Genomic DNA, 26,645 nt, shown 5'->3' with positions numbered 1-26,645 from the left:
ATCACAGACACTAACGAGCTGTATCACAATGATTCCCACCTTATCCTTGCGTGACACATCCATTACGCGTTGGAGACCAGAAACGAATTGCCGGTGATTAATCGTAATTACTGTGCAATCATGCTGTGGTTCTGTAATGTTAATTATTATTCCGCTACTACGAGAGCATTATGCGCCGGTTTCACTACATGACGATGCTTCTGTTGCTGTTAAGTGTTAACGCGACAGCCGTACCTGATCCTCAATACTGTAATGACGCGAACTTAGATAAACAACGTTGGCAACAGTACATCACGTCGCAGTTCACTGACACTGAGGCCGACACAACCGAACTGGTAAACCGGCTTTATGCCTGTCTGGCATCACCGGAGCCTGCAATACGGGATGACATCGGGTATCAGGGGCTTTCAGTGCTGCTTCGTCAGGCCACGCCGTCACAACCGGTTGTGTTAGCACTTTTTGAGCGTCTTTCCACGGATATCGCAGCGCATGTAAACGATCCCCACAGTGTCTTTCTGCCGTTTGCCGTGCTCGCTTACAGCGAAGTCATTCGCACCGATCGCATCTCGCCGGTACTGACGACCGAACAACGCCAGCAAGCCATAAATATCATCTCGACGTATCTGGAAAAACAAACGGATTATCGCGGCTTTAGTGAGCAGGTAGGCTGGCGTCATGGTCTGGCCCATGCTGCAGATGTCGTTTTGCAACTGGCACTGAATCCGGCGTTAACCCACGATCAGATACAACAGTCCGCAGCTATGTTGCTGCAACACATCTCCCCGTTAGGTGCTCCGGCTCTGACCGATGGCGAGCCTTACCGCATGGCCCGGGCCATCGCGTACCTGATGTTACGTGAAGAAGTGAGCGTCACTGTCTGGCAGGAGATGCTGCGTGAATATGGAAAACCCTCACCCCGTTTTGCAAGCTGGGGGGAGACTTATCAAAGTCGTGCGGGCTTAAATTACCTGCATAATAAGCGGGCGTTCTTTTCGAGTCTGACGACACTGACGGTGTATCAAAACGACACCCGTCTGGACGCACTGGCACCGGAAATCGCGAAGGTGGCACGAAGTATTCGCTAGAGAGTGTTGTCATTTGTTCATATTTCATGCAGTCGGTCAGTTTTGCATCAGACAATCGCGAATGAGCGTAGTTTAGTGGTCTAAATAAGCGAATTTGTGAGCAGTATGATGCAAAACTGGCCACTGCCCGAAGGGTTGGGACTAAAATGACTGCTAACTGCGTTGTCGCTGACTTATTTGGATTGCCAAACGGCGTCAACGACGCCTTGTTTTCAACCATTTTAGTCACCAACATAAATAATGAACAAAGGTCAACACTCTCTAGACCCTTTTGACATTTGGTGTTCATTTTTGCAGTGAATGGTTTGCGATTCAGGCAAGACAACGAGGCTAACGTCACATGTTAAAACGTTATGCACGCGCGTGAGAAACCGCGGGTGCTGTGCGCACCCGCGTTATTGAAGAGATAACCGTATCGGACTAATCCGTCGGTTTAGAGTTCTCTACCCGGCTTTTCAGCTTTTGACCCGGGCGGAACGTCACGACCCGACGCGCTTTAATAGGAATATCTTCCCCGGTTTTGGGGTTTCTTCCTGGTCGTTCGTTTTTATCCCGCAGGTCAAAATTACCAAAACCCGACAGTTTCACTTGTTCTCCGGACTCCAGGGCGCCTTTGATTTCCTCAAAGAACATTTCAACCAGATCCTTTGCGTCTCTTTTGTTAATACCCAGTTTTTCGAATAAGTGTTCAGCCATCTCGGCTTTGGTTAGTGCCATAGTTTACTCTCTTAACGCTGCCCCAAATTTGGTTTCCAGACTTTTAACCACAGTATCTACAGCATGCTGAATCTCAGCTTCTTCCAGGGTTTTTTCCGGATCCTGAAGGGTGAGTGATATCGCCAGGCTCTTATAACCGGGCTCAATTCCCTTCCCTTTATACACGTCGAACAAGTTTAGGCCAACTAGTTGATTTACGCCAACTTTTTCTACATAAGAAAGAAGGCTTCCTACACTGACCTCATCTTTCACCGTAATCGCAATATCTCTGCGGTTTGCCGGGTACTTGGACACAGGCACAGCTTCAGGAAGATTACGCCCTGTAATCGCCGTAAGATCAAGCTCAAAAACAAACGGACGGCCAGAAACTCCAAGTAATTTAGTATATTGCGGATGCACGGCGCCTAACAAGCCCACTTCTTTTTCACCCAGTAAGACTTTCGCCGTCATTCCCGGATGCAGCGCACTGTGCGCAGCGCTTTCAAATCTGATATCCGTTCTGCCCGTCAACGCCAACAGCGCTTCGACCTCGCCTTTGACATCATAAAAGTCGACTTGTTCATCGCTACCGTCCCAATGTTCGTCCATACGACGACCGGCCAAAACTCCGCCAATCACTGGTTGCTGTGAGACACCACTGGGTGCTTGTGCATCGGCAATAAAGCGAAGCCCGGTTTCGAACATCCGAATGCGCGATTGCTGGCGCTTCTGGTTATAGGCAGCGGCGCCGAGCAGGCCTGGCCACAGCGATACCCGCATAACGGACATATCAGAAGAAATCGGGTGAGGAAGCACCAACGATTTATGCTCTGGGAATAACGCGTCCTGTACTTTGGGATCAACAAAGGAATAGGTAATAGCTTCATTGAAACCACGATCCACCATTAACGCCTTGAGCGTCCCGACTGCAAGTTCAGCTTCTTTTGCTGGCAGCATGCTGAGGGTCGCTTTCGGCGCCACATTAGGAATATTGTTATAACCATAAACTCGCGCCACTTCCTCAATCAAATCTTCTTCAATCGCGATATCAAAACGATAGCTTGGCGCATCGGCTTTCCAGCCAGCATCGGTTTTTTCAACATCCATACCCAGACGTCGTAAAATCTCACTTACGTTATCATCGTTAATCGCCACACCCAGCACATTGTGTAGTCTTTCTCTACGTAAGGTAACCGTTGCAGACGTTGGAAGTTTGGCGTCATCCACCGCTTCTACCACCGGGCCAGGTGTACCGCCACAAATTTCCAGCACCAGCGCGGTAGCGCGCTCCATGGCTTTTCGCTGAAGTTGCGGATCGACACCGCGCTCATAGCGGTGTGATGCGTCAGTGTGCAGACCATACTGACGCGCACGTCCCATTATTGCATCGGGTGCAAAGAAGGCACTCTCCAGAAGAATGTCCGTGGTTTCCAGCGTGACACCGGAGTGCAGACCACCAAAAATGCCTGCCATGGCCAGCGCTTTGTTGTCATCAGCGATAACCAGCGTGTTGTCGCTCAGCTCAACCGTGCTTTCATCCAGCAGAGTAATTTCTTCGCCCTGCTCTGCCATTCGCACGTTGATAGCACCTTCAATGGCGTTCAAATTAAACGCGTGCATCGGCTGGCCAAGTTCAAGCAGCACAAAGTTAGTCACATCAACGATGGGGTCTATGCTGCGAATACCACTACGGCGAAGTTTTTCTTTCAACCAGAGCGGCGAGTCTGCTTTAACATTTACGCCATTGATAACCCGACCAAGATAACGTGGGCAGGCTTCCGGAGCCGATAATGTCACGCTACGCTTTTCGTCTGACTGCGCAGCAACGTCTTCAATTACAGGTTCGCACACGTCAAGATTGTTCAGCACACCTACTTCACGGGCGATACCACGAACACCGAGGCAGTCTGCACGGTTTGGCGTTAAATCAATCTCAATGCTGGCATCGTCCAGGTTCAGGTAGTCACGCAGATCCTTCCCGATAGGGGCATCCTGCGGCAATTCCATGATGCCGTCGTGATCATCGCTAATACCCAGCTCGGAAAAGCTACACAGCATACCCATTGACGGTTCGCCGCGGAGTTTGGCTTTCTTTATTTTAAAGTTACCTGGCAGTACCGCACCAACCACAGCCACAGCGACTTTGATGCCCTGACGACAGTTAGGCGCGCCGCAAACGATATCCAGTAACTCATCACCGCCAACGCTGACTTTGGTCACACGCAGTTTATCGGCATTCGGATGCTGCCCGCACTCGACCACTTCACCCACCAGCACACCGGTAAACTCACCTGCTACAGGTTCAGCCCCGTCCACTTCCAGGCCTGCCATGCTCAGTTGCTCAGACAGTTCATTGGTGGACAGTGACGGGTTAACCCACTCTCTTAACCATTTTTCACTAATTTTCATATTAACTACTGCCTTACTTGAACTGTTTGAGGAAACGTAAATCGTTTTCGAAGAATGCCCGTAAATCGGTAACTCCGTAACGCAGCATCGTCAAACGCTCTACCCCCATACCAAAGGCAAAGCCAGTATATTCTTCAGGGTCAATGTTCACCGCTTTCAGCACATTCGGATGAACCATGCCGCAGCCCAACACTTCCAGCCACTGACCATTTTTTCCCATCACATCCACTTCGGCAGAAGGCTCAGTGAACGGGAAGTAAGAAGGACGGAAACGTACTTCCAGAGATTCTTCAAAAAAGTGATGAAGAAAATCGTGCAGGATCCCTTTCAAATCCGTAAAGCTGACATTCTTATCGACCATCAGACCTTCGACCTGATGGAACATCGGCGTGTGCGTCTGATCGTAGTCGTTACGATATACCCGGCCAGGAGAAATAATGCGAAGCGGCGGCGCTTCGGCTTCCATGGTGCGGATCTGCACACCAGAAGTTTGCGTGCGCAGCATCACATCAGGATTGAAGTAAAAGGTGTCATGGTCCGCACGTGCAGGATGATTTGCCGGTATATTCAATGCGTCAAAATTATGAAACCCGTCTTCCACCTCTGGTCCGGTTTTTACTGCGAAACCAAGCTCGGAGAAAAATTGCTCGATTCTGGCAATGGTGCGGCTTACCGGGTGCAAATTACCTGGCAGCACGCTTCGGCCTGGCAGCGTGACATCGATCGCCTCTTCTGCCAGCTTCTTGTTCATTTCGGCAGTTCGCAAGGCATCGCCTTTTGCGGCAATCGCCTGTTGGATCTGTTGCTTTGCCTGATTGATCTTCTGGCCTGCCGCCGGGCGTTCTTCGGCTGACAGTTTGCCAAGGCTTTTCAGCATGTCGGTAAGCTTACCTTTCTTACCCATGAACTCGACGCGCACCTGGTCGAGTGTGGCTGCATCTTCAGCAGCGTCAATCTGGCCTTTCGCCTGATTGATAATGGAATCGAGCTCCATATTATCCTCAATTGACATCTTGCGTGGGAGACTGCAGCCGCGCGACCGCAATCCACTGTGATATAAAGCCCGATAGTTTACACGACAGACATTTCAATCGGCTACCCTAACAGGCTGATAATGACAGTTTTTCGTGATTTTTTTACCGTCTCTGCTGTGAAACCCGCGCTTTTGCTATTCCGTGCTGCACCGTACCGTCAGAAACCGGACTATTTGTCTGCTCACCATAGATACTTTTTGTTCCAATCACGAGAGCAGTGCTCAAGCATTACTCAATAACAGTCATTACTTCCCGGGTTGCAGAAGTCGCGTCACGCTCACTATTCTCTTGTCGGTCTACGTGACCTTTGGATTGTCCCAGTGAGAGAGCGGCCTTATCACAGCCAATGAACCCAGTGCGTTTTTCGACGTTTTACGCAACCATATTCCAAAAGATATGCTATTGAGGGTTATCGCTGGACGCATTAGGCGGTAATGCTTTTATCAGGGGCAGCATCTGCTTATATAAGGAGGTATCGGCCCGCTCAAGCCATTCATAAAGTTGCATTTCGGTCGTTGTTAACCTCACCCCCGCAGCCTGCATACTTCTTATCGCTACTTCGCGGTCACCCGCGTGCCGACTTGATACGGCATCAGTGACCAACGATACACCTATGCCTTCAGCCATTAACCCCTTGACGGTCTGATACACGCAGATGTGCGCCTCGATCCCGACGACTGCCCAGCGCTCTGCGCCTAGTGCAGCGTTTTTGAAATCGGTGTTTTGCATAGCGTTAAAGCTACTTTTCTGAAAGCGACTGGCCGCGCCTGCGGCGTCAGAGATTTGCCTCACGGTTGCACCCAGCTTTTCTGGCATTTGCTCACAAAGAATAACCGGACGTTTTTGCGCCTGGCATAACGTGACCAATGTCATTACCCGGGATTGAAGATTTTTTCCATCCTTGACCAGGTCAGCGAGGTTACCCTGAATATCGACAATAATAAGTCCGCATGAGTTTTTTTCTGAAAGCATAATCTGACCTAGTACTTTTTTATGAAAAACTTTCCAATATTACTTATTTCCGCCCGCACCTCAATGGTGCACACCGTATTTTTCATTTTAAAAAAACATAATTTCAGTACAAAAAGTGTACATAATTATATTTTGTATGGGGGAAAACACCTTTAACGAATACATAAATCACTGATTTTAAACAACTGTTTAATTATACATACCTATTGATAAGTACTCATAACCAATACCTTTTGTAATCCGAGAGTCGTCGCTCTATTCTCACTACCGCGTTGAGGGGTCAGCCCCGCGCACTCTTTTTTCGTAGTATTGAGGTTTTCCCATGTTGTGTAGTAACTTTTTTTCCAAACACGCTTCTTCTTTAAAAAAAGCAGTCTTTACTGCTTCTGCAGCACTTGCATTAACTTTTTCTTCTGCTTCTGACGTTCTTGCTGCAAATGAAAAAATGAAGCCACTTACCGGACTTTATATTCTTGACGGTAACCGCGGTACATACCGTGACGTTAATATCCGCGATTATGACTTTGTTGACGGCTATACCTGGCGGTTTTCCTGGGCTGACATGGAGCCTAAGAAAGGGGAATACGATTTCCGTGGCCTCGAGCACATTGTTAAACGCCTGAGTGACATCGATAAAAAAATGTCCTGGATTATCATGTCAGATCTGCCTGACTATCTGGCTAAAGAACCCGGAATGGACACATATATTTATAATAACGAAGCCATTCCCTCTCCCTGGGATGAGAAACTGCTGGCGCGTTACGAAGCTTTTGTAAAAGCAGTATCTATGCATCGTATGCCGGATCCAAAACGCGATGGCCGCATGATCCCTTTTAAATGGCACTCAGTTAACGCTATTTTGCACCCTACCTTTCCAGGAACGCCTCGCGGTGGTATGCGCGACGAGGGTATCAAAATCAAAGATATTCCTGGCTACTCCCGGAGTAAGTTAATTGATGGTAACGTCGATTTCGTCGCCAGTTTGTTCCGCAAGACGTTTCCTAAACAAGCGATTTTCTTCTCTCTGTGGCCAATTAACGACAATGATCGCAGCCAGCCACTATGGGAAGCGCTACAGGACAAATTCTCTCAATACTGGAATACCGGTATCTGGATGGACAACCTCGCCGCTTCACGTGACTGCACATACTGTGCGCCGTATAAAGGCTTTCCGCAGGTAAGCTGGGCAAAGCATATGACTAACGTATCTGACCGTCTGATGACCGGTTTCCAAATGCTGGGTACCTGGGACCGTCCTTTCAACGTAAGCCACGTTCCTAAAGTAGAAAACGGCACACCTATGGACGGAATGGACTTTGCAATTGATAAGTTTGATTCTCAATACTTTGAAGTTTACATCTGGGATATCGAGCGCAAAGACTGGCAGGCAGGCCTGAAAGAAATGCAAGAACGTCTGCACCAGTAATCGTATTTAGCTTCCTAACCTTAAAACACCCGCCTCTGCGGGTGTTTTCCTTTCTCTGCAAAAGCCACTTCCTCTTCATTCACGCACAAATCACACTGAAACAGTTCGTCGATTCATCCTGTTACCGAATGGCAACATGTAGCTTGCTATCGCTGTTAAGTATCGTGCACTCAGCATGACACATCATCCAAAACAGACATGAACAGGTGCTTGTTTATTCGAAGAATTCTTTTCTGCTGCGCTGACGCAGCCTTAAATAACTGTCTGTTTCAGGAGATTGGCCCGGCTTTTGCCATCAGACTATAAAAGACATAAAACGGCCGTCATCTTACTGAGCGCAGTATATGGCCCCCTTCCTCCCCTTTATAGCTTAAACCAGGCGAGCCGCTACGGCGGTTGGTCATTGCGAGCACGGACTAAATATAACGACTGCACCGGACGTAATACGTGTTGTTACATCACAATACGTGGCACTGACACTGAATGACATCGCTATGCGAATGGAATACGACAAACGCGAACCTACTTTCAACTAAGGGTCATATCATGACATATCAATTTTTCCAAAAGCATGCAGCAGCGTCTCTGGCAGCTGTCATTTTTTTCTGCTTTACGTCTTTTCATACTGTTGCTCAACAAGCGACATCGGCACTTACGGGGATTTATGTGCTGGATGGCAACCGGGGTACGTTTCGGGATGCGAATATCCGCGATTATGACTTCGTCGACGGATTTGCCTGGCGATACAGCTGGCGCGAAATGGAGCCTTCCCAGGGTATTTACGATTTCAAACCGCTGACACATATCGTTACCCGGCTTGCCGCTATCGACAAAAAGTTTTCCTGGATCATCATGCCGGACTTACCGCGCTACCTTAGTCAGGACAGGCAAATCAGTACCTACATTGCCGGGGGCACGTTGCGCCCGTTACCCTGGGACCCAGAATTACTCGAGCGATACCGCGCTTTTTTAACGGCTGCAGCAAACCACAGAATTGCAGATCCTAAAGCCGGAGGGCGGCCTGTCCGTCTGCGGGATCACTCTGCATTTGCCCTGTTTCATCCTACCTTTCCAGGTACTCCGGGTGGCGCGATACGCGATGAAGGTGAGGTTAGCGTCTCCAGCGTACCCGGATTTACCCGGGAGCAATTAATCGAAGGCAATATTCTCCCTGTGATGAATATGACAAAAGCCCTCTTTCCAAATCAGGTGACGTTCGTATCACTGTGGCCCATTCACGATGGCAACCGCAGGCAAGCGCTCTGGGAAGATATAGAGGCAGCTATCTCGCGCTATAGCAAGACTGGCCTGTGGATGGATAATCTGGCTGCCAACCGCCCGTGCCCCAATTGCAGTAATTACCGTGGCTTTCCTGAAAAAAGCTGGGCGCAACATCTCGCCAATACCAATGGTCTGCTAACAGGATTCCAGATGCTAGGGAGTTGGGACCGTCCCTTTAACATAAACCACGTACCCAAACTTCGTTTCGGCCAACCTACAGATGGTATTGAATACGGGATGCAGGCCTTTAATGCCCAGTATTTCGAAGTCTATGTATGGGATATCGATAACCCGGCGTGGCACAGTGAACTCAGGCAGTATCACCAGCAATTGCATCAGTAATAGGTATGACATTGCACCGCACGATTGCACCGTATTGAGCGGTGCAACACCGTAATTTGCACCATTGTTGTACAATCTCGTGCTATCACTTCTCGAGCATCTACCCCGTCAACGGCTTGACACGAGCGTCAAAATACAGACTTTTAAGTTTTTCTTAATAAAATATTTTATAAAAAATCAACAACTTGTTCGTTTTTTACACACTTGTAATCCAACTGTCATTCCCGACTTTCATCATTACGGCAAACATATTGCTACTATTTTTGTAGGTCGTACTTAATAATCGTTTCATCGGAAGAAGGTTGACGCCGCCATGAATAATGCACCCTTTAAGGTGGACTTTATTGGCATAGGCTCAGGGAAATGCGGTTCTACCTGGATTTATGAGAATATTGTCAAACACCCGGAAATTAGCAGTAAAAATCTGAAGGAACTCAACTACTTCAGTGATCTGTATCCTGAGCATAAATTTGATTGGTATGAGTCTCAGTTTGGCACAGGCGATGATGGATTGCTTAAAGGAGAATTCTCTGTCACTTACCTGGCGCACCCTGAAGCACCAGCAAGGATAAAAAAACATTTTCCAGACGCCAGGCTGATTGCCATTGTCAGAAACCCGGTTAAACGTGCTTTCTCCAATTACCTGCACTCTATTAGGAAAGGAGATATTTCGCCGAGCCTGTCATTTTCAGAGTACATAAAAGACGAAGATAACCTTGCGCCTGGCAGATACCACGAATACCTGAAAAACTTCTACGCGGAATTTCCCAAAGAACAAATTCTGGTCATCGTACTTGAAGACTTTCTTAAAGACATACCAGCAGGCATGCGCCAGATATATCAGCATATCGGGGTTAAAAACGTCGATTACCTGCCGGCGGATTACCATGTCCCTAGTAACGAAGCCAAAAACTATCGCTTTTTGTTGCTTGAAAATGTACTGGTACAAAGCTATCGCTGGCTATCACGCCGTGGCCATACCCGTTTCGTTAAATGGGTAGTTGATTCTGGTATCGCGAAAGTATTGCGACGTGTCAACGACAGCAAGGAGCGGCCGCCATCCATCGATGCTGAAAGCCGTGAGCAATTAGTCGAATATTTTGAAACCCATAATAAAGAATTTGAGCGCCTCGTGGGCGTGAAACCTAAAGCCTGGTCATAGAATCCAGCAATATCTTGCCGTAGACGTACTTTTTTAGCCGTACCAAGACTGCTTTTTACTGCGAAACCTCGCGTTCGTGGTAGTGGAAAAGTGCTGCCAGTCGAAAATGTTTCAGCCGATAGATTGAGTAATTACTATGGACAGCCAAGTTGTATTTCTGGTGGGGGCCCCACGTTCCGGCACCACCATGTTAGAACGCATCATCGCCAGTCACAGTCAGGTAATGGGTGGACCAGAACCACACTTGCTTACGCCTCTGGCGCATCTTGGCGTATGGGCAAATGTGGATAAAGCGCCTTACGATCACATCGTTGCAGGCATTGGTCAGAAAGACTTTATCGCCAGCTTGCCGGGGCAGGAAAACGACTATTGGCAAGCCTGTCGGTGTTACGCGCAGTATCTTTATAACCGCGCTACCGGTGGCAACGAGAACATGCTGTATCTGGATAAAACTCCGGAATATGCAACGGTCTGGCCGTTCATTAAAAAAGTATTTCCTGACGCAAAATATATCGTACTCAGCCGCCATCCCGCTGCCGTCTTTTCGTCTTTTGCCAATAGTTTTTTTGAAGGTGACTATGCCCTCACTCAACAGCATGAGCCACTTTTTGAACGGTATATTCCGTCCATAGCTGCTTTGTTGCGGGACCCGGACTTGTCTGTTTTTCATGTCAAATATGAACAGCTTGTCAGTGAGCCGGAAACGCTGACCCGACAACTTTGCCAGTTTCTGAATATTGATTTTGAATCAGACATGCTGAATGTCAGCGCCAGCAAGAGCACGCAGGGGCTGGGCGATCCAATTGGTATAAAAAAGTACAACGGGTTAAGCACAAACAGTATTGAACGCTGGGCAACCGAAATTGCTGCAGATCCAGAAAAATACCAGTTTTTGCGCCAGCTTCTGAGTCGTATTTCAGACAATGATATCGCCACATACGGGTATTCGCCCGAGACAATGTGGCAACCGGTGGAGGATGCGCTTTCCAACCAGAATGCGGCCTCACGTCGCAAGGGGAATCATTCGGCGCGCTGGACCAGCTATAAACTGCAGCGAAAAGCGATCATTACACTACGCAACGCCGCGCAAAACAGTCTTTTTGTCAGACACTCGCTAAATAAGCTCCGTTTAGCGTGTGATGTTTTACTCAGGGAGTACTAGGGCGTTATACGCCAATTGATGTCGTGTTTACTAACAGTGGTTTCATCTAGTGGTAGGAATCAATCGAACTTTGTTATTAAGGAAATTTTATGGAATACCGTAAAAACCACTCAAAGCACGCGGATTTTAAGGTTAAAGGATCCGCCACTACCTCTGCTGAGCCACGCAGTTTTGAATACTCAGCAAGAATGAAAGAACGCATTGCGTTCTCGGATACCGGAAAACCTTATAAGGGGATCTCTGTTGTGTTTCCGGCGTTTAACGAGCAGGACAACGTCCAGCGTGCTGTCGATGCAGCACTGAAATCTTTCGAACGCTTTTTTGACCAGGTAGAAATTATCGTTGTCGACGATGGCAGTACCGACGAGACGTGTGAGCGACTGGATGCCATCGCTGAGAAAACGCCACAGGTGGTAGCCAAGCATCATGCTAAAAACCGGGGGTACGGCGCAGCGCTTCGCACCGGGATTGAGTCGGCTCAGCACGAACTCATCTTTTTCTCTGACTCAGACTTACAGTTTGATCTGGATGAAATTGAGCTGCTGCTGGACTGGATTGATCATCACGACATTGTTACCGGGTATCGTGCCAAACGCGCCGACCCCTTTATCAGGAAAATGAATGCCTGGGGCTGGGGCATGCTGGTGAAAACGGTGCTTGGCGTAAAAGTCAGAGATATTGATTGTGCGTTTAAGCTTTTCCACAAGCATGTTTTTGAAGGCTATAAGCTGGAATCAGTAGGCGCCATGATAAATACCGAAATTCTGGCGCGCGCCAAAATGAACCAGATGACCATAAAAGAGGTGCCTGTAAACCACTATTCAAGGGAAGTCGGTGAACAAACGGGCGCTAACATCAAAGTTATTTTTAAAGCCTTCCGCGAGCTGTTTGAAATGTACAGCAAGCTTCGTAAACCACAAGCCTCTGCGATGGATTTGGCTGTGAATAAAAAGTTGTCTCAGTAACCGTGACGCCTCTGCCCTGCAGGGGCTGCGACTCACTATCTGTAACAAAAGGACAGGAAAATGGATTCTCTGGGCAACCGCTTTGAAAAAATCGCGCAGGAGGCAGGTACTGCTACTGCACTGGTTATCGATGACGTCCCGTATACGTATGCCACACTGCACACGGATGTGAACAAAGCCCGTGAACTGCTTAACCAGGCTGGTGTGCAACCCGAGCAGTGTGTTGCGGTTATGTTTTCTAATGGTTATGACTTTATTGTTTTTGCGCTGGCGACGTTTAGTGCAGGCGCAGTACTGCTGCCACTGAACAACAGTTATCAACCGGAAGAAATTCAGTATTACCTGGATCATGCCGATGTAAAGCTGGTTTGCGGCCCCCGCTCGTTATCCGATGTCAGTGAGTATGTTTTCAACCATGCTATCCCATGGTTAGACGAAAACGCGTTATCGCACGCCCAAACAGTCAGCACTGCCTCTCCCTGCGATAAGGGAGGCATGTACTTGTATTCTTCCGGTTCAACCGGAAAGTCAAAGCGGGTTTTTCGAACTCAGCATGCCCTGCTTGACGAATACGATGATATGTCAGCATTACTAAGCGCCTCAGCAAACGACAATGTGTTGTGTACATTACCCCTTTATCACTCTCACGGCTTTTCCAATGGTTTACTGATGGCACTGCTTAGCGGTGCTACCTGTATTCTGTTAACTAACGAGTTTAATGGCCGCAAGACATTGCAGGCACTCGCGGATCATCGCATTACACTCTATCCCGCTGTTCCTTTTATGTATCAGATCATGGCGCTGGCGAACTTCAGAACGCCACCGGATCTCTCTTCACTCAGACACTGCTTTTCTGCAGGCGCGCCTCTGTCACCGAAAATCGTTAACGATTTTTATCAAAAGACCGGCAAATATATCGGACAAATATACGGCAGCAGTGAAACCGGCGTCATCTGCTGCAATACCGCGCCGGACGTTAACAATGCGACGACGGTCGGCTTTCCCATTCCCTGTGTCGAACTGGAAATAAGAGGCGAAGACGGCAACCTCCTCGCCGATGATCAGGAGGGAGAAATCTGGGTCCGCAGCCCGGCCATGACGCATCAATACGACGGTATGCCTGAAGCCACAAAAGAAAATTTTGTTGGCGGATGGTTCTGTACCGGCGACCTCGGAGTTCGCAATGAGCTTGGTATCAGCGTTACGGGTCGCAAAAAACTCCTTATCAACGTGGCAGGTAATAAAGTGGACCCGTTAGAAGTAGAAAGTCTGCTTAACAGCCACGCATTGATTGAAGAGTCTGTAGTAGTAGCAAAACCACATGAAGTTTATGGAGAACAGGTCGTCGCTTACGTCGTACTGCTTCCAGACAGGCAGATCACCACCGACGATTTATATCAATTTATCAAAGGGAAACTTGTTGAATACAAGGTACCTAAGCAAATCGTGTTCTTACAGGCTATACCCAAAAGCCCGTTAGGCAAAGTGCTTAGAAAATACCTCTGATTTCGCTGTTCAGGTTAGCCGCTCAACCGGAGTGTTAACAATGATTGAACCTTACTACTGCAAGCCAAAAAACGAACAAACCCTGTTTAAAAAAGAGGGGTTTGTAAAAGACTGGTCTATTCCGCAAAGAGGCCAGGAGAGCAAACTTCCCATGGAAGACGTTCCCCCTTTTCTGCGCACATTGCTGGTGACAGATGGCACGGTTACCAAAAGCCTGGAGGCCTATTTCTGGGAACCAGTGAATGTTGTGCCGACAGATCAGGGATTACGAAAAGCCGAGTACGATGTGCCCTGGCTGAAAGTCAGTCACGGTGAAGACGTCCTTACCCGTGAGGTTAAATTGCAGGGCGCAAACAGTCATCAGGTTTATGCCACGGCGTTCTCAATCATTCGCCCACGCATTATTCCTGCCTTTTTCAGGCAACGTCTGCTGCGCGGCGAAATTGGTATTGGCATGCTGATCCGAGATTCAGGGATGGAATCCTATCGGGAAGTGCTGGAAATCGGCTTAGAAAAATTTCCAACATTTCACTATCAGGAAGGCACCGACAAGATGCAAAAACTCAATGTGTTATTTCGCACCTATCGCATCGTCCTTGGCGGACAGCCAGCCATTCTGATTACCGAACGTTTTCCAAAAGCTTTATTTGAATAACCGCTACAACGAGAAGGGGAAATACCATGGCACTTAATGTTTTGGAAATGCTGAAGTCAACAGTGGGACAGATCAAAGGAGAAGATTTTTCCAACGTGGAAACCTCTTCTCCCCTTGAGCTGGACTCCATTAACCGGATCACGCTGATCGCGGAAATGGAAAATGTGTTTGATATCAGTATCAGCGACCAGGATTTGGAGCCGGACACGTTCCACTCCATTGACTCACTCAACACATTTGTATCGGGAGTGATGAAATGCGAATGACATTTAAAGAATTTCTGTCACTGGTGAAATCGGATATCGATCTGAAGAAACACTGGTTTTTAAAAAACGATACGTCGTTCAATAAGAACATCCGGGTGTGGCTGGAACCAGGCACTCTGGCTGTTGTTGTATATCGTTTCGGACATTGGACGCGCCATGTGCGCGTCCCCATTATTAAACAGTTGCTACGCCTTATATACATCATGGCGAAATCGGTCATTGTGCTGGGGTTTGGTATCTACATTCCCTCTGCGTTCAAGATGGGCAAAGGCTTTGCTATTCATAACTTTTCCGGGATTTTCATACCGCCAACGACTGCGGGAGACAACCTTTTCGTGTTTCAGAACGTCACCATAGGGCATTTGCGCGGTCAGGGTGGACGGCCCCCCAAAATCGGGAGCAATGTGTTTCTGGGTGCCGGCGCGAAAATACTGGGTGACGTCAAAATTGGCAACAATGTCGTCGTAGGCGCCAATTCACTGGTTATGAACGATGTGCCGGATGGCTGCACCGTTGTTGGCGTTCCTGCCCGGGTGGTGTCAAAGGAAACCACCTGGATCCAGGAGAAGCTGGATGGCGTGGGAGATCACTGGTAATGCCTGCTGAAGGTTAAGGGACTGACTATCAGCCACTGACACGTTGTGATGACGTTCCCTTACCTCGCCCTGTTGTGACAGGTATGTCCTTTTCACCACCTATTATTTAACACTGTTGCGCGAGACGACGCTATGCAAAAGAAACTGAAAATTGCGATGGTGGCATCCTGTCCGTTCCCTGCAAATCACGGAACGCCAGGCGCCATTCGGGAATTGTCCCTGTTCTTACGTAAACAAGGACATGACATACATGTAGTCACTTACCCGCAGTACGAAAAAGGGCTTTCCGTAGAAGGTCTTCATATACACCGGGTTGAATCAACGCGTTTCAAAGACGATAAAATCACGATTGGTCCGAGTAAATCGCGGGTAGTATACGATTACCTCCTTATTGGTAAGCTCATTGAGGTCATTCGCGAGCATGATATCGACATTATCCATGCTCACAATTACGAAGCCAACATTGCCGGATGGGTTGCCAAACTGGTAACCCGCAAGCCATTAGTCTACAACGGCATTAACAGCATGGCAGATGAACTTCCCACCTACAGCGTACTGAAACCCAAATGGTTTTTCCGCTTTTTCGGGAAATGCCTGGATTACACCGTACCGCGTATGGCAGATGCATCTATGGTGCTTTCAGACGAACTGAAATCGTACCTGGTGGACGATATGGGTATCAGAGCCAGAAAAGTCTTTGTTATCCCGCCCGGGGTAGATCCGGCATTGTTCGCCGACGGAAACAAACAAGTCATTTATGATCAGCTGAATCTGTCGCCAGATACGCCTATTATTCTTTATACGGGCGCTATTGAGGGCTTTCAGCGGGTCGATTTGCTAGTCAAGGCCATGGGCATAGTTGCCACATCAATACCTGCAGCCAGGCTCGTCATCGCCTGCAATGTGAACAATGACAAGGCCAAAACCGATTTGATGGCGTTAGCTGAAAAGCACGGCGCAAAAGCGTCGATGATCATTGTCGATAACGTCAGCTTTCCACAAATCCCCGACTTTCTGGATGCTGCGACCATTACCGTGAGTCCGCGCACGTCGTGTCCCGGCTACCCCATAAAGTTACTCAACTATATGGCTGCCGGTAAACCCATTGTGAGTTTCGCCGGAAGTGCAAAAGCCTTGTGCCATGGCTACAACGGCTATGTCGCGCAAGGCGAAGACATCAACGATTTTGCCGCGGGTATGCTGCTGTTACTCAGCAATCCGCCGCTGGCAACAGCGCTTGGCCGGCGAGCCTACGAGACCATTTCAGGCAATTTTGACTGGGATGCTATCGCGCTCGGCACCATTGAAATTTACCGGCAACTGGTCGAAGTCGGCGATATTGACCCGTCACGGCTAAAAGGCGTGGTAAAAAAATCTTACATTCCTGAATTTGTTGAAGGCGCGGAGCTGGCAACAACAGATCCCTTCCTAAAAAACGGTGTACTGACATTCCCCCAATATGAGTGAATTTTATGATTTCCATCAGCATTAGCTCATCATTGATCAGTGTCCATCCGTCAGATCAGACTGACGCCCTGGCATCGCGTTACGTTCAGCGGAGAGTCAGATAATGGCAACACCGCTTGTTCATGCCTGTGCAGGCGTCATACTACTGGCAATTCCGCTGGCCAGAGGCTGGATTGATGTTAAACCGTCAGTCTGGCTATGGGTGCTTCTCGCCATGTTTCTGGCCTGTTTGCCGGATTTCGACATCATCCCTTCCTATCTGATTTTTGGTGATGTCAGGTGGCATTACAAACATACGCATAGTCTGTTGTTTTGCGTACTTGCCGGGCTGCTTATCGCCGCGGTGTGGGGACATAAGGTAGCGTTGCTTTCCACAGCACTTATTGCCAGCCACTTGCTGATTGATGCACTCACCGGACTGGATCCTGGTCTTAATGACTCCTACGGCATCCCTGCGCTGCTACCGTTTTCCCGTGAAAAGTTCGGCTTCCCTGTGACCTTATTTCAGGGGGTATATCACGATAACTGGTTAAGCGAGCGAAATATAAGAAATGCCGTTATCGATATTGCTATATACCTGCCGCTGATTGGCATCACGCTGTTCTACATTTCAAGAAAATCAGACCTGGGCGTGTCATTGAGTAAAAAGGAGATTAACCAGTGAAGTCGTTTATGAAGTTTACTGTCAAGGTCATGGTCCCCGCCACTATCATTCTGATTTTGCTGGCAATGGCGTTCTTCCTGCTTCGTGAGATGCGGCGTCATGCCAACATTGTTGATGCCGACTCGGCCCGTAAAGCCGGACAGGCGCTGCCAGTCAGTATTTACGAAGCGAATGTCGCCCCTATTCAGCCATTGATAGTGGGAAGCTGTAATACGCAACCCAGTAAAAGTGTAGAACTGGCCAGTGCAATCAATGACATTCTCATCCGTGAAAGCTACTTTGAAGCAGGCGACATAGTGGAAAAAGGCCAGAAGCTGCTGGAGCTGGATAAACGACAGATTGAAGCAAACCTGTCCAAAGCAAAAGATCAGATCCGCTGGCTTAATGAAGAGATTAAAGAGCGCGCCAGCCTGGTGGACTATTACCGTGAAAACCGCGCCAGTGGACAGTCGCTGGAAATTGACTACCGCCGCGCGTTTATCGATCTGATACAGACCGAGCGGGAACGTGCCACCGCAGATGAAGACCTGCAACTGGCTCAGGTTGAGCTGGAAAAAACGGATATTTTTTCTCCGGTCACCGGGCGTGTCGATATCATTGCCGCACAGGGAGAAGTAGCCCGTCTTAATCAAACCGTCGCAACCATTACTGTAGTCAATCCAATGATTGCCAACTGCGTCTTCGATACTACCGACTACCAGTTCCTGATGGCGAATCGTGATGAAGGCGAAGTGGTGCTTAAGGGCCTTGATGGCTACGTATTTTCAGGGCACTTCTTACAGGAGGCGCCACTGAATCCTGATCAGGAGCAAATAGATAACCTTAACTGGTATTTCACGATGGATAACAAGGAACTGGTTGTTCAGGCCAATATGACTGGCTTTATCCGCTTTACTTCTACAGAGGAAGTGTTGCGCATACCGGCAGTCGCCTTGCTGAACCAGAATCAGGACCAGGCTCAGGTGTTTAAAGTAGAAGGAGATACCGCCACGCTGGTGAATGTCTCAGTGGGGCAGCGGGCCAGCGGTTTTGTTGGCATTAGCAGTGGCCTCGCAGATGGCGATCGCGTGGTAGTAGCAGGTCAGTTAGATTTGATTGATGGCGATTTAGTGAACGCTATCGATCCCAGAGATGTGACATTCCAATATGGCCAATAATCGAAAGCTGGTCAAAAATTCACTGGTTGTGACTGCCGGTATGGCAATCGGCGGTGCGCTTGTATTTCTCGCTATGGTAGTGATGGCAAGGTATCTTGGCGTCGCAGATTTCGGGATTTTTTCCACCTTGCTTGCCGTTGTCAGCATCATTCAACTGTTCGCCGATGGCGGCATGGTCAATATCACTATTCGCGATATAGCCAGACAACCCGATGCATTACAGGAGCAGATCGGCTTCACCTCTTTAGGCTTACTTGGGCTGTCGGTAGTCATTATCACGGTTATCAGCGTAAGCCTTTACGCCTGGGGCATGGACAGCAAATTGCTGTATTCGTTTTTGTTTATGTTGCTAGCCGGGTTCAGCGCCCTGCAAGGGTTGATTTTCGGTGCTGCCATTCGCGCGCGCGAGGATATGCACATTACGGCATTTATCGGTGTCGTGCACAAAGCCATCCTGGCGTTCGGCATATGGGCTGTGCTGGCCGCCGGAGGCGGCTTAATCGCCGTGTGCGCAGTGAATTTTGCCGCCAACCTTATCCAGACACTCTGGCTGTTGTCAGAAGTGAACAAACGCTACGGCCGTGTTCAGTTCCGCTTTCACTGGCCCAGATGGAAGGCCATATTTACGGAATCGTTGCCGCTTGGTGCGTCTCTGGTATTGCGAAAACTGACCGTCCACCTCGACATTTTATTGCTCTCGGTATTGGCGACAGCGATTGCGGTCGGACTTTACAGCTCCGCATATCGGGTACTGCAACTGATTGAAACCGCATCGATTGCATTTAGCGGCGTCATGCTGCCTCGACTTTCGCAGCTGGCGAAACAGGATATCAGCCGTTTTACAGTAGCCTTCAATCACATCACAGTATTTCTGTTTGCCGCGTCAGTTCCGCTTGCACTATGGTTCTGGCTGTCAGCCGACGTATTGATCCCGTTATTTTATACCAGCACTTACGCAGAAGCAGCGCCAGCGCTACAAGTACTGGGGCTGGCACTTATGGCATTGATTCCTGCTGCACTGCTGCACCCGACATTTGCGGCGCTGGGAGAACAAAAAGCGTTAATGAAGCTGGCTTTTATCAGCCTGGCGCTTAACACGCTTCTGGGGGTCGCACTGATTCTGCCTTTTACTTACGTAGGTGCGGCAATAGGCACCGCGGTCACTGAAGCCGTAGTGCTGATTACTGGCTTAACCATGCTTCGTCGACGTAGTGTCACCTTCTCACAGGGAAAGAAAGTGACAGGCATACTGCTGTCTGCCGGATTTGCAGCGCTGGCTTATCTGAGCATCCCGGATATGGGGCCGGTAACCCGGATGATAGCCGGGACTGTGTGTTTCGCCGCAGTTTACCTGACAGCCGTTGTGCTGCTAAGGGTATACACACTGCATGATGTCCGCACGCTTCTGAAAAAGCCGGACAGCACCGTTACCACAGAGGTGATTCCCTGATGGCTACGCTGGCAATTGCGAACCAGATTCAGTATAAGCAACTCGGCGCAGCGGTGCTGTTTTTGCTCATCCTCGCGATCATGGTGCTATTACTGCAACTGGACTGGCTCAACATGCCGTTGTCTGCCAGCCCCACCGGTGCCGAACTGTCTTTCTTCGGTTACTCTCTGCCATTGCTGGTGCTGACGTTTTATCTCACCGGCGCGCTTCTGGGCTTATTACACTTTCCTTCTGCCCTGCCATTTTTGCTGGTTCCTGTATTGCTTGCGCTGTGCTGGCCAATCATTATTGCGAACGAAACCTCCGGATTACTGCCTAACTTTTTTGACGAAGCCAGAGCGCGCGCGTTAGTTGAGCAGGTGTTTCGGCTGCAGGTTCAGAACAACTACAATATGCAGCCAGCCTACAATGCCAGTTTTGATGTTCGCAGTGTTCTTGAGCGCACATTAATGGTGACCTCAAATCTCAGCTTTGGCTGGTACGCCTTTGTTATAATGGGCATGTTTATTCCGCTTACCTACCGGCTGGTGACCGCGAGCCGCGCCCGCACCACGCTCTATTATCTTGCGATGTGGGGTGTGGTGATAATGATTTTTGCGTTTTATTACGTCCGAGACCCTTACCGCATCAATACAATCCCAATGGATGCGGGCCGCTCAGTCAATCTGATGGATCATTGTAGCAGCGCCCTGTCATTTAACCCTGAGCTGGCGTCTTCAGATTATTTTGTCACCTTGTGCGCCCGCGCTTACGTCAGCTATGCAGGCTGGTCAGGGCCGGTAGCGCATATCCCGGTAATATATGACTTTATGGGCGATCAAAACTTCATCTATATGAACAAGGCGAAATTCGCTGAAATTGAGCACCGCCTTACGCCGCTGCTCTACATGCCAGTGAAAAGTCCCATGGACCGTATGTTCAGAGACTTTGGACAGCGTCACTATCGTACGTTTATGAGTGTGAAAGCACTGGAAGCAATTCGGGAACAAAAATACAACCTGGCCGCCACCATGCTGGCCAATAATGACTGGTTTCGCGATGACATTGCGTCATGGGTGTTGTTTGGCTATGCCAGAGCCCGGCAGGGTCAGCTTCATGCTGCCATATCTTCCTTTGAAGAGGCCGTCCAGGAACTGGAAAACGATACTGTCATCGCAAACCTTTACTGCACGCTGGGCGATGCCATGGTGGCCAATATGTATTTTAAACGAGCCCGTCATTTCTATTTGCAGTGTGCAAACTTCGACAACGAACGTAATTACTGGGCTGTCAGCGGCCTGGGAGGCACCTGATGACGTGGCGGGTGCTGATCATCTACTTGCTGATTTGTATCGGATTTCTATCCAATGTCGGTGAAATACTGACACAAAACAGCGTCAAGCCGCAGTGGCAAATGCCGAAAGGCCCCTGGATGCAGGTGGCAGGTGGTACGGAAATGCTGCTGGCCAGAACCAGACTCACAGTGTCCCGTAATGAAAAAGCAGTTTTTCTGACGCTAGGTTCACGGGATGAAGCATTAATTATTGTCAATGGTGAGCAAATCGGCAGGATCCCGGCGAACCCGGAATTTATCCAGTCGCGCTTTGACTTAACGGCCAATATCACACCGGGCGCTAATACGCTGGTCATCGCGATACTGGGTCAGTCCCGCAACATACCGGCCATGTTTAACGCCTTCGTGGAAAGCAAACATCCGGGTAAGAATACAGTAACGCCTAAACAGTTGCAGTGGGAAGTGACGGGCACTGCGCAGGCGAATCATTTTTTACGGCCATGGGGAAAGCACCTGGCTGCCGTAGATACGTGGCAGTCACCGACATTAGTATCCCTTCCCTCGTCTACAACAATAAATATCAGTGGTTTACCTCTGACGACCAATACCGCCTCTGCTGCCGGCGAGTGGTTCTGGGCATCCGATCCCATTGATCCCGCCCTGGAGCTGAGCCGCTCAGTGTTTGTGTCGCAGGGAGACGAACTGTATTTGGGCGTCGCCATTGATGGCTCTTATGAAATACGGGTAAACCAGACCATTGCCGCGATTTTTGCCGGCCACCCCAACGTGGTGCAGTACCACGATCTCAGTGCATTTTTGCGCCGTGGTTACAACCGACTGGATGTTTATCTGCAAAGTAAGGTTTTCCAGCCCCGCGCAGCGCTGGTTGGCTATCTTTATACATTGGATGCAAAGACTACAGAAGACTTATCAATCTACGAAAACTGGGAAGCCGACAGTAAGTTACTCCCTCATGGCACACTTGCTGACTCGCCGCCGGGTATACGTTTTCGACCGGTAAAGCATGCTACGCTGAATTTACGCGCACAACTTACTACCCTGCTGCTCAATGCATTTCCGCTTATCCTGGCTGTGCTTTGCTGCCTGTTGATCAAAGTTTTTGTGCAGGGCAACAGTGTTAAAAACAGTATGTTGTCGGTAACAGGCCTGGCTTTACTCCTGTCCTTATTTGGGATGCTTGTTATTTTTCTTCACCGTATTGGCTGGCAATTACCGGCCCCGCTACATCCATACCTTGGTTTGCTCTGCGCCATGCTGATGTGTATATCCCTGTTCACCTTTAACGACAGAGAAGACTGCCATGAATCAGGCTGACATTGATATCCGGGTAAGGTGGCTTGCTATTGTCGTCATTCTGGCAACCGGTTTTTTCCTGCGCCTGTCTGTTATTGATGAGCGTTCTATTACGCAGGACGAGTCAACGATGATCCTCTTCGCACAGGGGGTGTTGAAAAATGGCTATCCGTCCATCATGCAAAATAACGGCGAGTTTGTGATATCTACCTATGAACTGGTGCCCTACCCGATTGCCGCTTCAATGTATTTTTTAGGGAAATCTGAATTTGCCGTAAGAGTTCCTGCACTGATTTTCTCAACGCTGACTACCCTGCTTATCGTATTTGCGGGCGAACGGTTTCACAGTTTTCGCGCAGGTTTGCTGGCAGCAGGAATGTTTGCGGTGCTCCCCTGGACAATATACTGGGGGACCAACGCGTTCTACCCCTCACAGTTGCAACTCATTACGCTGGTAACCATTTTGGTTTTGCACAGTATTTTACAGCACGGCAATGAGAAGCCCTGGCTATTCTATCTTATTGCCGCCTGCATCCTGCTGACTTATCTGAGCTGGGAAGGATCTGGTTTTCTATTGCCGGTTTTCTTCGTCACCGCTATCGTACTGACATGGGGAAAATGGACATTTCTGAAATCCATACATGCGTGGCTGGCCGCATTATTGATTATCGTTGCCGTGGTGGCACAACTGACGTGGCGCACTGTTTTACGCGCGCCATATGTTGCACTGGGCACCAGTCGCTCTGATGTGTCATTTCTTGAGCCTGCCTACGAAGCCTATTCGTTTGACCCGACCTTTTACGTAGAGTCACTGACAACACCAGAAAACCTGCTGTTTGTACTGGCATTTGCACTGGGGATCTATTTGCTCAGAAAACAGTGGAGTGCGATGTATCTGATCATGATTGTCGGCTTTGCACTTATTTTACTTACCACAATGCTTGGCTACTACGCACTTCGCTACGTTTATTTTGTACTTCCTGCCATTCTTATCGTCTCGTCGATTGCTTTGCTGGAAGCCACGTCACCTCTCAAATATTTTGCTGCCAGAGCACGGATTTCTGCACGTCAGTTTGCCGCACTCCACTTCGCCTTACTTTTTGCACTTACCACGTTTCTGAGCTCTGCGTGGGGATTTAAATTTTACTCCCCGACGCGCACCGGGTTTATCCCTTTTGAAATGGCGTTCGAATCAAAAGGCTTTGGCTTCAGAAGTATTTATCAGGCGTTTAACCATCACTATCAGCAAGGGGATATTGTGGTAATCCAGGCTCCTTTTCCATTTATGTTTTATACCCCATTGACCGGTGATTACTACATTCAGCAGGGAACCTCTACAACCGTATTCTACTATCGTGAATCCATGCCATTTTATCTTGATAAGTGGATAGGTAATCCGGTTATTCAGGACAAATTTACGTTAAAAGAAATGCTGCACCAAAACCGTCGGGTATGGTTCTTGTTTGCGCCGTCAGGTGCTTCTATGAGCAGTGCTGGTGAAATCATGATGACGTATCTTGATAAACACGCCAGTGTGATGTGGGAAGTCTCAGACGCCAAACTTATGTTATGGGAGAACCCATACTTTGTTCAGTAATTTTGCTCTTGCCATTCTCGCATCGCTGTTACTGTTCAGCTGTGTCCTTAAGACACAGGCTGAAGCTGCCGTCCCGGCCGGCCTGTATATTCTGATCCCGCCCAAAACCCCGGTTCCTGAGGCAGTGTTAAACAGCAAACGGGTGACGGGGGTTGTACTTCGAGCTAACTGGCAAAGTATTAGCGGCAAGGACAATGCGCTGGCTTTCGGACATCTTGTATCACAGGCGAAACGTGCCAGAGATGCCGGTAAAGCTGTCAGCCTGGTTATTAACAATGGTGGCGTAAATACTCCGGCTAGAGTGCTGGAAAACACCCAAAAGATCAGCTTTATGAATAAAAACCGGTTTCATAAAAGCGAAGGTGAGCACATCACGATCCCGTTATTTTGGGATACATCCCTGATTGATGCGAAAAAGACATTGCTATCGGAGATCGCCAGTGCGTTTGATGAAACAGGGCTTATCGATATTGTTTCATTGCAGTGCGCCAATTCCACCACGGACGACTGGAATATACCGGACAACATTAGCTGGGGGCGCGCAGCTTTTTCCGAAGATAAACTGTTTTTTGCCTGCAAAACACTGATTGATCACGCAGCCGGGGTTTTCCGGCACGCGGCATTGAAGATGGCGTTTGGTCCGCTCCCGCCATCGCTCATGCAAAACCGCTATGCACTTGCCGAAAGAGTATATCGCTACGCCAGTCAAACCTATCCAGAGCGCTTTTACATGCAGCGACACAATCTTTCAACCCGAACCCCGGATCCAATAACAACACAACAGCTGTACGGCTGGAGAATGGTATTCAACGCCCGCCCCTATGCCGCAGCGCAATTTCTGTGGCCAGCAAAAGATACCCGCTCTTGCAGAGCAAATGGAAACCAGCGTCCCTGCGACAGTGAAAACATTCTGCGCGAGATTGCAGTGCTTACAAAGCACTACGGTTTTCATTATCTTGAAGTGTATCTGAGTGATTTTCTGGCGTTTGGAGACACCAGTGCATTTACGGCGCTGGCAAGCGCAGTGGGTTCGGCAGATATTGCTACAAATGCCTCCATGACAACTGCCGATACTCCATCCCCTGCGACATCAACAGCATTTGCACAGAGTGATGAGGTATGGGGCTATTGGAATAATCCACCAGTGCAGTCCGGGAATGCAGCCATCAAACACTACCATTTCACCAGCAAGGTGATAAATCAGGACGTAGGCTATTCCCTTTTTTTACCCGAAGGCAGAAACGACACACCGCTTCCGGTTATTTACTGGCTCCATGGCAAGAACGGCAATGAGAGCCGGGGAACGCACGTTACACGGTTTCTCCAGTCTGCTATCGAGCAAAGCATTATTCGCCCCACGGCGATGGTTTTTGTCAACGGTGGACGCCACTCCTTTTACAGCGATGCCAAAAATGCAGATATGCCAGTGGAAACGATGATCATTGATGAGTTGATCCCTACCGTGGAGAAGCGCCACAACATTGGTCAGTCTGCTGACAAACGACTGCTTGAAGGGTTTTCCATGGGTGGGTTTGGCGCATTAAAGCTGGCCGCCAAATACACTGACAAATTTGCCGGCGTCAATATCTATGGCGCTGCACTGTTGAGTGAAACCCATCCCCCTGGACAGCAGGATCAGAGTAGTTTCCGTCACGTATTCGATGCCGATCTCAACTATTTTATTACCAATACTCCGGCATTCTGGCTACGTGAGAACGCTGAACGTATTCGCGCGTCCGGCATGCCTATTCGTATCCGGGTTGGAACGCAGGACGGCACAAGGCGATACAATCAAGCCAGTATTCAGTTGCTGGACGAGCTTAATATCCCTTACGACTATGCAGAATTTGAAGGCGTCAGACATGCGCCAGCCATGTATTACCAGTCAGATGAACTGGATAATTTTCGCTTTTTTGAGTCGGTACTTCGTCGCCAAGGATCAGAATTTAAAACGCCGCAGAGCGTTATCACACCGGAAACCTCCAGTGATGCTGTGACCGTCACCGCAGCTCACTGACGCTTCCGGATTGACGGGAAGCACGTTGCTTCCCGGTCATTTTTTTCAAACACCTAAGCAACAATACAGCGAGCAGACTCAGACAGAGTAAGAATCCATTTTTTACGCGTAGAAACGAAAAACGGCGAGCATCCTGCTCGCCGTTTCCC

General features: G+C 48.9%; 22 protein-coding genes. 18 read left to right on the top strand and 4 right to left on the bottom strand.

Features of this window, described 5'->3' with window-relative positions:
* Positions 1-188 precede the first annotated feature (188 nt).
* Positions 189-1,085, top strand: coding sequence for a DUF2785 domain-containing protein (locus tag JKP77_RS01905; protein ID WP_218309518.1), 897 nt, complete (start codon positions 189-191; stop codon positions 1,083-1,085).
* A gap of 420 nt (positions 1,086-1,505) precedes the next feature.
* Here the strand turns inward: JKP77_RS01905 and ihfA are convergent, their stop codons facing one another.
* The 4 genes from ihfA to JKP77_RS01885 all read right to left on the bottom strand — a co-directional run bounded on the left by ihfA (position 1,506) and on the right by JKP77_RS01885 (position 6,196).
* Entirely contained in the window at positions 1,506-1,802 is a 297-nt protein-coding gene (ihfA, locus tag JKP77_RS01900) for an integration host factor subunit alpha (protein ID WP_218309517.1), read from the bottom strand.
* A 3-nt stretch (positions 1,803-1,805) separates the two neighbouring features.
* Positions 1,806-4,190, bottom strand: coding sequence for a phenylalanine--tRNA ligase subunit beta (gene pheT / locus JKP77_RS01895; protein WP_218309516.1), 2,385 nt, complete (start codon positions 4,188-4,190; stop codon positions 1,806-1,808).
* 13 nt (positions 4,191-4,203) lie between these two features.
* Positions 4,204-5,184 (bottom strand): phenylalanine--tRNA ligase subunit alpha, encoded by a 981-nt coding sequence (pheS, locus tag JKP77_RS01890; protein WP_218309515.1) that lies wholly within the window; start codon positions 5,182-5,184, stop codon positions 4,204-4,206.
* Positions 5,185-5,623: 439 nt separating this feature from the next.
* Positions 5,624-6,196 carry an isochorismatase family protein gene (locus JKP77_RS01885; protein WP_218309514.1) on the bottom strand — a complete coding sequence of 191 codons (573 nt, stop codon included), beginning with the start codon at positions 6,194-6,196 and terminating at the stop codon, positions 5,624-5,626.
* Between the two features lie 445 nt (positions 6,197-6,641).
* Between JKP77_RS01885 and JKP77_RS01880 the strand changes: the two genes are divergently transcribed.
* From JKP77_RS01880 to JKP77_RS01800, 17 genes are all read left to right on the top strand, one after another.
* The gene (locus tag JKP77_RS01880; protein WP_218309513.1) at positions 6,642-7,622 is read left to right on the top strand and encodes a beta-galactosidase; all 981 of its coding nucleotides are present in this window, start codon (positions 6,642-6,644) and stop codon (positions 7,620-7,622) included.
* A gap of 546 nt (positions 7,623-8,168) precedes the next feature.
* Positions 8,169-9,245, top strand: a complete 1,077-nt coding sequence (locus JKP77_RS01875; protein ID WP_218309512.1) for a hypothetical protein — start codon at positions 8,169-8,171, stop codon at positions 9,243-9,245.
* Between the two features lie 313 nt (positions 9,246-9,558).
* The gene (locus JKP77_RS01870) at positions 9,559-10,407 is read left to right on the top strand and encodes a sulfotransferase family protein (protein WP_218309511.1); all 849 of its coding nucleotides are present in this window, start codon (positions 9,559-9,561) and stop codon (positions 10,405-10,407) included.
* A gap of 136 nt (positions 10,408-10,543) precedes the next feature.
* The gene (locus tag JKP77_RS01865) at positions 10,544-11,569 is read left to right on the top strand and encodes a sulfotransferase family protein (RefSeq protein ID WP_218309510.1); all 1,026 of its coding nucleotides are present in this window, start codon (positions 10,544-10,546) and stop codon (positions 11,567-11,569) included.
* An 89-nt stretch (positions 11,570-11,658) separates the two neighbouring features.
* Positions 11,659-12,534 (top strand): glycosyltransferase family 2 protein, encoded by an 876-nt coding sequence (locus tag JKP77_RS01860; RefSeq protein WP_218309509.1) that lies wholly within the window; start codon positions 11,659-11,661, stop codon positions 12,532-12,534.
* Between the two features lie 60 nt (positions 12,535-12,594).
* Entirely contained in the window at positions 12,595-14,040 is a 1,446-nt protein-coding gene (locus tag JKP77_RS01855) for a class I adenylate-forming enzyme family protein (protein ID WP_218309508.1), read from the top strand.
* 40 nt (positions 14,041-14,080) lie between these two features.
* Positions 14,081-14,695: a chorismate--pyruvate lyase family protein gene (locus JKP77_RS01850; protein WP_218309507.1), complete on the top strand. Its 615-nt coding sequence runs from the start codon at positions 14,081-14,083 to the stop codon at positions 14,693-14,695.
* A 26-nt stretch (positions 14,696-14,721) separates the two neighbouring features.
* On the top strand, positions 14,722-14,961 hold the full coding sequence (locus tag JKP77_RS01845; RefSeq protein WP_218309506.1) for a phosphopantetheine-binding protein: 240 nt from the start codon (positions 14,722-14,724) through the stop codon (positions 14,959-14,961).
* Positions 14,958-15,557, top strand: coding sequence for a serine O-acetyltransferase (locus JKP77_RS01840; RefSeq protein WP_218309505.1), 600 nt, complete (start codon positions 14,958-14,960; stop codon positions 15,555-15,557). The genes JKP77_RS01845 and JKP77_RS01840 overlap by 4 nt, the downstream gene beginning before the upstream one ends.
* 132 nt (positions 15,558-15,689) lie before the next feature.
* Positions 15,690-17,024 carry a glycosyltransferase family 4 protein gene (locus JKP77_RS01835; protein ID WP_218309504.1) on the top strand — a complete coding sequence of 445 codons (1,335 nt, stop codon included), beginning with the start codon at positions 15,690-15,692 and terminating at the stop codon, positions 17,022-17,024.
* Positions 17,025-17,127: 103 nt separating this feature from the next.
* A complete protein-coding gene (locus tag JKP77_RS01830) occupies positions 17,128-17,688 on the top strand; it encodes a metal-dependent hydrolase (protein ID WP_218309503.1) in 561 nt (186 codons plus the stop codon).
* On the top strand, positions 17,685-18,845 hold the full coding sequence (locus JKP77_RS01825; RefSeq protein WP_218309502.1) for an efflux RND transporter periplasmic adaptor subunit: 1,161 nt from the start codon (positions 17,685-17,687) through the stop codon (positions 18,843-18,845). The genes JKP77_RS01830 and JKP77_RS01825 overlap by 4 nt, the downstream gene beginning before the upstream one ends.
* On the top strand, positions 18,835-20,295 hold the full coding sequence (locus tag JKP77_RS01820) for a flippase (protein ID WP_218309501.1): 1,461 nt from the start codon (positions 18,835-18,837) through the stop codon (positions 20,293-20,295). The genes JKP77_RS01825 and JKP77_RS01820 overlap by 11 nt, the downstream gene beginning before the upstream one ends.
* Positions 20,295-21,587, top strand: a complete 1,293-nt coding sequence (locus JKP77_RS01815) for a hypothetical protein (RefSeq protein ID WP_218309500.1) — start codon at positions 20,295-20,297, stop codon at positions 21,585-21,587. Before JKP77_RS01820 ends, JKP77_RS01815 begins: the two co-directional genes overlap by 1 nt.
* A complete protein-coding gene (locus JKP77_RS01810; RefSeq protein ID WP_218309499.1) occupies positions 21,587-22,903 on the top strand; it encodes a hypothetical protein in 1,317 nt (438 codons plus the stop codon). Before JKP77_RS01815 ends, JKP77_RS01810 begins: the two co-directional genes overlap by 1 nt.
* The gene (locus JKP77_RS01805; RefSeq protein ID WP_218309498.1) at positions 22,890-24,479 is read left to right on the top strand and encodes a glycosyltransferase family 39 protein; all 1,590 of its coding nucleotides are present in this window, start codon (positions 22,890-22,892) and stop codon (positions 24,477-24,479) included. The genes JKP77_RS01810 and JKP77_RS01805 overlap by 14 nt, the downstream gene beginning before the upstream one ends.
* On the top strand, positions 24,469-26,496 hold the full coding sequence (locus tag JKP77_RS01800) for an alpha/beta hydrolase (protein ID WP_218309497.1): 2,028 nt from the start codon (positions 24,469-24,471) through the stop codon (positions 26,494-26,496). The genes JKP77_RS01805 and JKP77_RS01800 overlap by 11 nt, the downstream gene beginning before the upstream one ends.
* Positions 26,497-26,645 lie beyond the last annotated feature (149 nt).

Origin of the sequence: Alteromonas antoniana (genome assembly GCF_019249295.1) — a bacterium.
Taxonomy (GTDB): Bacteria; Pseudomonadota; Gammaproteobacteria; order Enterobacterales; family Alteromonadaceae; genus Alteromonas; species Alteromonas antoniana.
The sequence above is the reverse complement of the archived record's forward strand: the minus strand, read 5'-3'. Positions and strand labels throughout refer to the sequence as shown.